Annotated in this window: 9 protein-coding genes; all 9 read left to right on the forward strand. The window is 30.8% G+C overall.

What is annotated here, in order from left to right; genetic code table 11:
- Positions 1-96 precede the first annotated feature (96 nt).
- Complete coding sequence (fliB, locus tag GXK57_RS12400; protein ID WP_160676529.1) at positions 97-1,254, forward strand: flagellin lysine-N-methylase; 1,158 nt, start codon at positions 97-99, stop codon at positions 1,252-1,254.
- A gap of 425 nt (positions 1,255-1,679) precedes the next feature.
- Positions 1,680-1,904 carry a hypothetical protein gene (locus GXK57_RS12405; RefSeq protein WP_160676532.1) on the forward strand — a complete coding sequence of 75 codons (225 nt, stop codon included), beginning with the start codon at positions 1,680-1,682 and terminating at the stop codon, positions 1,902-1,904.
- 443 nt (positions 1,905-2,347) lie between these two features.
- Positions 2,348-5,515, forward strand: coding sequence for a DEAD/DEAH box helicase (locus GXK57_RS12410; protein ID WP_160676535.1), 3,168 nt, complete (start codon positions 2,348-2,350; stop codon positions 5,513-5,515).
- 242 nt (positions 5,516-5,757) lie between these two features.
- Positions 5,758-6,060 carry a GNAT family protein gene (locus GXK57_RS12415; RefSeq protein ID WP_279285500.1) on the forward strand — a complete coding sequence of 101 codons (303 nt, stop codon included), beginning with the start codon at positions 5,758-5,760 and terminating at the stop codon, positions 6,058-6,060.
- A complete protein-coding gene (locus GXK57_RS12420; RefSeq protein ID WP_160676538.1) occupies positions 6,057-6,371 on the forward strand; it encodes a nucleotide pyrophosphohydrolase in 315 nt (104 codons plus the stop codon). Before GXK57_RS12415 ends, GXK57_RS12420 begins: the two co-directional genes overlap by 4 nt.
- 879 nt (positions 6,372-7,250) lie before the next feature.
- Positions 7,251-8,207 carry an ABC transporter ATP-binding protein gene (locus tag GXK57_RS12425; protein ID WP_160676541.1) on the forward strand — a complete coding sequence of 319 codons (957 nt, stop codon included), beginning with the start codon at positions 7,251-7,253 and terminating at the stop codon, positions 8,205-8,207.
- A 102-nt stretch (positions 8,208-8,309) separates the two neighbouring features.
- Positions 8,310-9,137, forward strand: coding sequence for an ABC transporter permease (locus GXK57_RS12430; protein WP_160676544.1), 828 nt, complete (start codon positions 8,310-8,312; stop codon positions 9,135-9,137).
- A 284-nt stretch (positions 9,138-9,421) separates the two neighbouring features.
- A complete protein-coding gene (locus GXK57_RS12435; protein WP_160676547.1) occupies positions 9,422-9,700 on the forward strand; it encodes a hypothetical protein in 279 nt (92 codons plus the stop codon).
- A gap of 941 nt (positions 9,701-10,641) precedes the next feature.
- Positions 10,642-11,082, forward strand: a complete 441-nt coding sequence (locus GXK57_RS12440) for a hypothetical protein (RefSeq protein ID WP_160676550.1) — start codon at positions 10,642-10,644, stop codon at positions 11,080-11,082.
- Positions 11,083-11,086: the final 4 nt, after the last annotated feature.

Raw genomic sequence — 11,086 nt, forward strand, 5'->3', positions numbered from 1 at the left:
AGCACTAAGGATTGATTGTAAATTAATGTATACTATAAAAATCAGTTATATAAAAATGTGGCGGATTTTTTCAATATAGATAGGATGAGGATAAGAATGAAGATTAGGGTGCCAAGTTATTTTAAACAATTCAAATGCATAGCTGCAGATTGTGAAGATACATGCTGCGCTGGGTGGGAAATCGTAATCGATGATGAAAGCTATAAGAAATATAAAAAGGTAAATGGAGAATTTGGAAAAACACTAAGGAATAACATAGTTAATCGTGATGGAGAAAATATATTTGTGCTAAAAGGTGATAACTGTGCGTTTCTAAATGAAAATAAAATGTGCGATATATATACTGAGCTTGGAGGGGATAGTCTTTGTCACACTTGCAAGCAGTATCCAAGATATACTGAAGAGTTTGGAGGCTTGCGTGAAATAGGGCTATCACTGTCCTGTCCAGAAGCAGCTAGAATAATATTAAGAGACAGTAAAAAGGCAGAGTTTGAATTGAGTGAAGTTCAAGAAGAAATCACTTCCTACAATGATATTAACGCTATGCTTTTTATAAATCTATTACAAAGTAGAAAGATAGTTTTTGATATACTTCAAAACCGTGATATTACTTTAGAATATAGAGCTTCTTTAATCCTGAAATTTGCTAGTGAGATTCAAGCCTTAATAGATGAAAATAATATATTGGCAATAAAAGCTGTTAATGAAAAATACTTAAATAAGGACACTAAAAATGAAATCCTACATAGTCTAGAGCAGTATGAAGGTAAAGGAACTATTAAATATAACAACATAAATGAATTTTTTCAAGTGTTTAAAGAATTAAAGCATATAAACTCTAATGACCCATTAGAGCTACATAAGGTATCAAGCTATTTTTGGCAAAGCAATAGGGACTCAGAGCTTTATTTAGATAAGCATAGACAATTTGATGATTTCTATAAAGACAAGCTTTATGAATTTGAACATCTTTTGGTTTACTTTATATTTAGATATTTCATGAAAGCTGTTTTTGATTATGATGTAGCTGCTAAAGTTAAAACAGCAGTGGTTAGTTATTTAATGATTAAGGAACTGTTCGTGTTTAGATGGATAGAAAGTGGAGAATTTACTGATAAAGATTCTGTAGACATAATCCATATGTATTCAAAAGACATTGAACATCTAGAAGAAAATATAGAAAAGTTAGCTGAGCTATTTGAAACTAATAAGGTATTTGATTTAGATGGATTTTTGACCGTGTTGATGAACTAAGAGTTATAGAAGTGGTGGACAAGTATAAATTATTATGGAAAACAGGTATGCCTATCTTCTGTAAGTAGATTTAGTTTCCTATTAATATGTATTAAATAAATGTTGTTATCACTTTAAAGAGTAGAGTTTATTAATAATATAGTGAAAAGATGAAATGAACTAGCTGAAATCAATAAGCTAGTTCATTTCTTTTTTATTTATAATGTAGCAGTATGGCTTGCATACTCAGAATAACCTATAGACTTTTTTTGTATACGTCTTATCTCAAATACATTTTTCTAGTGAGAATGCTTCAAAACTGCAGCAGGTACATTATTGTTACTTATATGTAAACATATGGGAAATAAAAATTCTGTATAATAAGAGAAATAATTAAATATAGAAAGCTTCATAAGATAGGAAGCACTGCGAAAGAAGTTAAGAACATGATTTCTAAAGAATTTAGGGTGCTATTTTTCTTACCATATATATTTGGAATTCTATTAGCAAGCTTCTATAGCTACTCATTACCAGTTCAGCAAGGTAAAGGTGGCGCATCGGCTATGTACTCATTAATTATAGGAGTGATTTATCTTATCTTTCAGATATTATACTACTTGTTCTATAAGGTTATTTATATTAGAAGATTGTTTAGAGACTTGAATAGATAAATTTCTGCTTTCTAGCTCATAGATGGATTTATTGAAAATAGATACATTTAAATTTTATATAGGATGGTTAATCACTGGTTAAAAAAGCCAGTGACTTTTTTATGGGCAAGGAACTTACATCAACTAACTATGGTATATTATGTCTAATTTTGCTAAAATTGAATTAGCTATAGATAACAATTTTCAGATAAAGGCAGTGTATATAATTCAGTGTGTATTGATAACAATATTTTCAAAGCTCCAATAGAATTTTTATGGAGTGTAAAATAATTGCTTTTGGAACAAGGGGTTAAGCAGTTATATGTTCTGTCAAATAGATATTTAAGTTGTATTTAGTAATATGTAGATAGTAAATTTGTTAACTATCATCGTTAATTTAGATATAAATATAGATTTTATAAGAAGGTAATTCAGTTATTTAAACATAGATGAGGAGGTGTGTCATGCTTAAGGAAGGCCTTTATGAAGAGTTAATAAGTAAAAAGCTAGAAGGTGAGTTAGCTGTCTTAGAAAATGGAAAGTATGATATCTCAAAGGAAAAGATAGATGTGGAAGAGGCAAGAAAGCGTCTTTCTAGTTATATATCTGCTGTAACTAGAAAGGCTTTGAGATATATAAGAGAAGGTTTTAGTGCCAATGAAAGCAAGGAAGCTTTGCTTAAACAGGTCAAAACCTGCAATGAGATAATTGAAATCCTAGCTCAGAACCTAGAGGATGATGAGTTTGAAAAGTTAAAGCTTTCTGAAGAGGGGGAAGTACTAACTTCAATCTACTCTAAACTTAATAGTGTTAGAGCTCTTAGAAAAGTGGAGGATATAAGACCAGTAACACCTTTGTCTGAGAGTTCTTTATTTACCGGCTCACATTATGAACCTAATATGATGTCTGAGTTGCAAAAGGAGATTTTAAGCTCGGATAGCATTGATATGCTGGTTTCTTTTATAAAGTGGAGTGGACTAAGATGTATTATTGAGCAGTTAAGAGAGTTCACTGAAAGACAAGGTACAGAGCTTAGAGTAATCACTACGTCTTATATGGAAGCCACAGATTTTAAAGCCATAATGGAGCTTAGTAAGCTTAAAAATACTAAAATAAAGGTTAGTTATGATGTAGAGAGAACAAGACTTCATGCAAAGGCTTATCTTTTTAAGAGAGAAACTGGATTCTCAACTGCCTATATAGGTTCTTCTAATATATCAAATCCAGCCTTAACTTCTGGACTTGAGTGGAATCTTAAGGTCACAGAAAAGGATTCCTTTGACATAATTAAGAAGTTTGAAGCAACCTATGAAAGCTATTGGAACGATAAGGAGTTTGTTGAGTTTAATGGTGAAGATGAGCAGGATGCAGCACAGCTACATAAGGCATTGACCAGCAAAAAAGATAGTAATGAAAGTAGTTTGAATTTTAATTTGGATATAACGCCATATCATTATCAAAAAGAAATCCTTGAAAAACTTCAGGTTGAAAGAGAAATCTTTGGTAGAAATAAAAATCTTCTGGTAGCGGCTACAGGCGTTGGAAAGACTATTATTTCAGCTTTTGACTATAAGAGATTTCTGAAAAATAACAATGGTCACGGAAGACTGCTTTTTGTTGCTCATAGAGAGGAAATACTAGCCCAAAGTCTTACTACCTTTAGAGCAGTGTTAAAGAATTTTAATTTTGGTGAATTATTAGTAGGTGGAAGACAAATAGAGCATTTAGATCATTTATTTATAAGCATTCAAAGTTTTAATTCTAAGAAGTTATATGAGAAAACTTCAAAGGATTTTTATGATTTTATAATAGTGGATGAATTTCACCATGCGGCAGCACCTTCTTATATAACTTTACTAGATTACTACAAGCCAAAGGTATTATTAGGCTTAACAGCTACACCAGAAAGAATGGATGGCAAGAATGTATTAGAGCATTTTGATGATAGAATTGCCGCAGAGATGAGACTTACAGAAGCTATAGACAGAAAACTATTAAGTCCTTTTCAATACTTCTGCGTTACAGATACCGTAGACCTTTCAAAGCTAAAGTGGAGCAGGAAGGGCTATGATACAAAAGAGCTTGAAGGAGTGTATACTTCAAATTCTATAAGAACAAATCAGATTTTGAAAAGCCTAAAGGATTATGTAACCTCTATTGATGATGTAAGGGGCCTTGGCTTCTGCACTTCAATAGATCATGCAATATATATGGCTGAGGCTTTTAATAAAGCAAATATTCCTTCCATAGCATTATACGCAGGGGTAAGTGATGAGGAAAGAGAAACAGTAAAGCACAGACTTGTAAATGGAGAAATAAACTTTATCTTTGTTGTGGATCTTTATAATGAAGGGGTAGATATACCTGAAATAAATACAGTTCTGTTCTTAAGACCTACTGAAAGCTTAACAGTATTTCTGCAGCAGTTAGGTAGAGGCTTAAGACTAAGCGAAGGTAAAGAGTGCCTAACAGTTCTAGACTTTGTGGGGCAGGCTCATGCAAGTTACAATTTTGAAGAAAAGTTTAGAGCCTTGATAGGAAAGACAAAGCATTCCATAGCTCATTATGTGGAAAATGGGTTCTTAAATGTTCCTAAGGGATGCTTTATAGCTCTAGAGAAACAAGCTAAAGAATATATATTGAGGAATATAAAAGCATCTACTAACAGCAAGAGAAATATCATAGAAAAGATGAAATACTTCAGTGAGGATACTAGACTTGAGCTGAATTTAACAAACTTTCTAAACCACTATAATCTTTCTTTGTATGATTTATACGGAAAAAGTGGAGATAGAAGCTTTATGAGAATGGCAACAGAAGCAGGAGTAGGAGAAGCTTTCTCATTGAATAATGAAACTAAGTTAGTAAAAAGACTACCAAGTCTGTTTCATATAGATTCCGTTAAGTTTATTGGATTTATAATTAAATACTTGAAAAATGAGCTGGCAGAAGAGTTAAATGATGGAGAAAAGTTAATGTTATCTATGCTTTATTATACCTTCTATAGTAGTGAACCAAAGAAGGAAGGCTTTAATAGCTTTGAAGATGGATTAAGCGGCATAAAAAACTGTGAATGCTTCAAAAATGAAATCATAGATATATTAACCTACAAGCTTTCAAAGGTAGATATGATGAATCTAGAAAATGATTTTAATTTCTCATGCCCACTAGATGTTCATTGCAGCTATAACACTAATCAAATATTAGCAGCCTTCGGTTACTTTAATGAAGAAAGCTGCCCATCCTTTAGAGAAGGGGTTAAGTACTTTGAAGATAAGAAGTTAGACATATTCTTCATAACCTTAAATAAATCTGACAAGGATTTTTCACCATCAACCTTATATGAAGATTATGCCATAAACGAAAGCTTGTTCCACTGGCAGTCTCAAAGCAAGACTGGGGAGAAAAGTGTAACAGGACAAAGATATATAAACCACAAAAAGACAGGAAACTCTATTGCACTATTTGCAAGAGAATACAAGACTTCAGATGGGTATACCTCACCCTTTATATTCCTTGGAACCTGCGAATATGTAAGTCATAGTGGAGAGAAGCCAATGAGTATCGTGTGGGAGTTAAAGCAGGAGATGCCTCCAAGGTTTGTGCCAGTGGCTAATAAGAGTATATTGTGATAATTATTAAAAATAAGGTGAATGTCAGAGTAAAGTAATATATTGAAATAGGAAGATGTAATTAAGAATATATAAAGAAATAAAGTCATCATAAGGTCTTTAACAATAAAGTTATGCCATGAAATAGATAGAAAATACGTGGCAGACACGATGATGACAGCTTATATATATGGAGCATTCAAGGAAAGGGTTCATAGCTATTGCAAGGAACCTATGAAAGATTATAAAAAAGGATATTTGCCATTACAGTTGCTGGGGAAGCTATTGGAGAGATACAGATAAAATACATTTATAACATAATAAAAAGAGGAAATTTAGCAATTCATCTTGTGAATGATAGTATCAAAGGAAGAGGATACGGAACGGAGACAGAAGGACTTATTGGCCAATATGCTTTTGAGTATCCGGGGCTTAATAAACTATATGCTGATGCAGTTATTAGAAATATAGGAAGTCAATATGTTATGGAGAAGCTTGGCTTTAAGTATGTTTCTGAGAATGAAATCTTTAAGTATTATGAATTGAAAAGGGAGAATTGGTTATGAAGGATATTATCGAGAGAGTATTAAAGTTTAGAGATGATAGAGACTGGGGTCAGTTTCACACCCCTGAAAATTTGGCCAAAGCCATAAACATAGAAGCTGGGGAGTTATTAGAACACTTTCTTTGGGACAACAACTTTAACAAAGAAGAGGTATGCGAGGAACTAGCAGATGTTATGCTGTACTGTATCAACATGGCCAATACCTTAGGCGTAGATATAGAAGAGATTCTTACTAAAAAAATAGATAAGAATGAAAAAAAGTATCCCGTAGAAAAGTCTAAGGGAAATAGTAAGAAATATACTGAACTTTAGTTATAGTTTATGGAGCTTGGTAAGTAATGAATTATTAAATAACACTGGGCTAGTTTGAATGGTGAATTGCCATTTGAGCTAGCTCTTTTTGTAATGTTAATATGATTTATTATTAAAGGTGATATCTTCTTTATTACTCTATTAAAGAATATTCCTTAAGGTATTAGATACATTAGATATTAATCTATCTTTTCTCCTTTGGATTTCTGAAAATAAGCTATAGGATTACATTAGAATATTTTGCACTTTGATATGTTTTAGTGTTCCTAATTGTAAAGTTTTAGAGGTTTGAAATAAATATACCAAGTTTTTGACACTTACTTTTATCCATGTAAATATTGTTGATTTAGATATTCCGTGCTTTCTTCATAAATGGTTCTGTGTATTTTTCAATTAATTGCCAAGGGATTTGGACAAACTAGTTGATATATGCAAGTGAATTAGTTAAAATATGTATTATAATGCATATTGATACATTTATAGGGTGGATGTGTAAAAAATTATAAGTAGGAATATTTTCTCAAGGTGAGAAAATTAAAAATGCACGAAAAATGTAGTTATCCTATTGTTAAAATAACTAAATATTTTATCAATTTGATTTAGATGGAGAGAATCTATTCAAGGAATTCTCTTTTTATTTAGGAGTAAACTATCAAGAATATATAAAAAGACGGAAAGTACTGGGATTTATATGCTTTCTCTTTGGTTAGGGAAGAATTCACAAAAGATAAATGTAGTGAAATTATTAAACTATGGAGCTTTAAGCAAGAAGCAGTGTTAAAAAATGAAGCATTTAAAGTGGCATGTATAAATTAATAGTTGAAGTTGGTTCCCTATATGAGACTATAGTTTTAAGTTATAGTAAAGGAATGATAGAAAATGAGTAATAATACAATTGAAATTCAGAATCTTTATAAAGTTTATAAAAGCAAAAAAGAGGAAATTGTTGCGAACAATAACATTAATTTTGTTGCTCAAGAAGGCGAAATAATTGCAATACTTGGACCCAATGGTGTAGGTAAAAGTACATTTGTGAAACAAATTATTGGGTACTTATCACCAACTTCTGGTGATATAAAAGTTTTAGGAGAAAGTATTCATGGGATGAGCCGAACGCTCATTAGCAAAATAGGATATATGATGCAATCTAGATATAGTCACTGGGATCACCTAACTGTTAAAGATGCTCTTTTTTATTCAGGTAAGTTAAAAAAAATACCAAAGGCTGAAATTAACAAGCAAATTGAATATTTTATAGATAAGCTAGATTTAACAAACGAAACTAATCGCACAATTGGCTCTCTAAGTGGAGGTAAAAAACAAGCTGCAGCAATAGCTTGTTCAACGATAGGATTTCCTGAGATTATTATTTTAGATGAGCCTACAAATGGATTGGATCCTCAAAAAAGGATATTGTTATGGAGTTTTTTGAAAGAAATAAATATGGAAAAAAACATAACTATATTGCTTATTACTCATACTGTTAACGAAATAGAAGATATTGCTGACCGTGTAGTTATTATGGGTAATGGGAAAATTCTTGTAGATGGAACTCCACAAGAACTAAAATCTGAATTGACTGATAAAATTCGTATAGAGTTTGAATTAGAAAAGAGTATTGGTTTGGAGAATATAGAGTTTTTAAAGGAGTATTTCTATACATGGTCATCAGATAATTTGAAGCTATTTGTATATACTTCTCAATCTGATATGGCTAAACTAATTGAAAAAGTATTTTCAATTAAAAATATTAGCGAGAATATTAAAAATGTGCAGATTTATAGACCGACGCTTGAAGATATTTATATTAAAATCATGGGGCAGAAAATTAGCTAATACAAAGAATGTTTAATAAAGAAAAATTACAGTTAAATTCTTATATGATTCACATAATGAAATAAGTACTATCAATAACATTCTAGAAAGGAAATGGTAGGAATGAGCAACAATATTTCGCAAAATGTAATTGAGCAGAATACTGAACTTTTAAATAAGAAAAAATCTTTGCAAAATAATATTTATAATTTTGTAGAAGAAACTCTCATTTATTTTATAATCGAATTAAAACATATAGCATCCTTTGCAATTGTGGCAACACTATTTTCTATGATAATACCTTTAGGTATAATTTTGATGATTTCTATGATGCCAGTGCAAATAACTAAGGAAGCTGCTGTACTATATATTTCTGGAAACTTTATGACTTCAATATCAAATATGTGTATTGTGACGCTAGCCCAACTATTGGCAGGTATTCGTGCAAAGAATGGATTTGAGCATTTCGCAACGTTACCTATTTTTACAGCTTCTCCTATGTTAGGTACCTTTTTTAGCTTCTTTTTAACTACATTGCCATCATTAATTATTATGCCGATAGTAGGAGTATTATTATTTAAGATAAAATTTGCTGTGAGCATTTGGTTAATCCTGGTTATAATAATAACAATGGTTACTATGATAGGTATTGGGGCTGTCATAGGAACATTTAGTGACAATTATGAAAAGACGCAGACATTTACAATGATTGCAATGTTTTTTGTAATGTTTGGTACTCCAGTATATTATCAGTTAGAAAAACTTCCTTTTGTAATAAAAATATTTCAAAGGTTGTTACCTTTTAGCTATTCACTAGAAGCTATGAGATCACTTATGGTAAATCCATCATTAAATACCATTGTTATAAGAGATATTATTGCTTTGTTAGGCTGGATGGCAGTTTCTTTATGGGCAGCTAGTAGACTAGTTACTTGGAAACAGAAAAGTTAGATTAAATCCAAGATGAGTTTAGGTAGCTTAGAGATTTGCAATAAAAAATTGTAACTAATAAGCTTGAGTGTCTTGTGTAAAATTATTTTTGAAATAAAACTTTCTATTACCGTAAGTTTTTCATATTATAAAGCCTACCTAAAAAACTAATTATAAGGTGGTAACTTCGTGAGTGAAGGCAAAATAATTGAAATTTATAACAAAGGGATTTCTGAATAATTGATGTTATCAAAACTTTATCTAATCAAATAAAAGAACAAACTGCTCAAATTGAGTGATTCTTTTTGTATAGTTTAGCTGAGAAAATGGCTGGTACTATTTTTATTAATCTTAAGCAGGGAGAAGAAGTACTAGAAAGCGTTATACAAAACATTGCTATTTTAGCTTACGATGAATGGAGGGGAACCTTTATTATGCCGGAAATAGTTTCTGCATTTATAATCCCAAATCATCAGAAGGTTACTGAAATAATTGTTAAAGCTGATAAAATACTAGAAAAGTGGTGTGGAAGTCCATCTTTTTTGGCTATCAGAGCTATAATCCAAATACAGTTAGAATGCTGATGGCTGCCATATATACAGCATTGAAATAAGTGTTGCCCATACTAAGGTAATCCTTAAACAATTAATTTTGTTTCTGGCTATTTGATAAAACTGAATATAGAGATATAAGACAGGAAAAGTGCAAATCTATGGTGGATCGGCGCTTTTTATGCTGTGTAGGGATTGCATATGTATTTATCAAGTGAATTTTAGTTTGCTCGCTCATTGAATTCTATGTCACTTTTTAAAAAAATATTGAGCCTAGGAACTCCTTAGTACTGTCATAGGTACTAGTTATCTGTGCATAAAACTACGACTTTGCTGTAAATGTTAGTTATATCAAAGGTTTACTATGACTCAGATGCAAGTTGTAAACAGAAAACAAGACTTACATTGGATAACTAGTTCCTTTGTTAGTCTTTTCTTTTTTTATAAAATAACAATGAAGACAAAAAAAGATGACAACGGAATAATGGAGTATTAAAAATATTTCATATAATTAGCTACAAAAAAATGAGGTTATTATAAACTAACTTATTACTTTGAAAATGATGATAATTAGATAGGGGGACGGTTTCAGATGAATTAAATTTAAGTCAATATATTGTATGTGAAGGTGTAAATATAGAAAGTTGTTACAAAAATACTATATTTGACTTTAATACTAAAGAAGGATAATGTAAATGCATTGCAAAATGAGAATGTGAAATATAACAAAACTAAACTAGAATGGTATGAGATCGGTACTAGTCAAGTGAAAAAAACTTTCGGAAATCCAGTTAAAACTCATAGTATGGAACGACTTTCTGTGATATTTTAAGAAAGCTAAATTATATAGATATTCAGATTATCTCATAAGCATTTAAAAGATATACAAAGAGTGCAAATAAAAATATTCCTTTGATGTCTGAATACGTTAGTAATTTAAAAGTAGTTAATATATGTAATTTGGGAGGGATTTTATGTCAGTAAGTGCATCAATTACCGTGCAATTAGGAAAAAGAAGTAATGAAAAAATATCTGCAATACAATTGATTAATGCATTTATTTTAAACAAATGGAGAGTACATGATAATGGCAAAGCTTTATATTTACCATTAGGTGACGATGACCATTTTGATTGGCAGTGTAATAAAATATCAGAAGAAGAATTGATGAGTATATTTCATAAGAAGGAAGATCGTGGAGAAAAAATTGGATTATTAATGTTATGGGATAACACAGATGTAGGAGTAGAATTACTTATAAGCTCAGAATTAGAATTAATGTTTTCCTTAAGTGTTAATAGAAAGACTATTGGTAATGGAAGTATAACAGACGTGAATTGGTATTTGGAAAGGATAATTTCATTATTGAAGAACAATGATTATATCATAGAAGCATTTTCTTTTGAACAATTTTGATATT

This window comes from Clostridium sp. C8-1-8, from assembly GCF_009928445.1.
Lineage (GTDB): Bacteria > Bacillota > Clostridia > Clostridiales > Clostridiaceae > Clostridium_AR.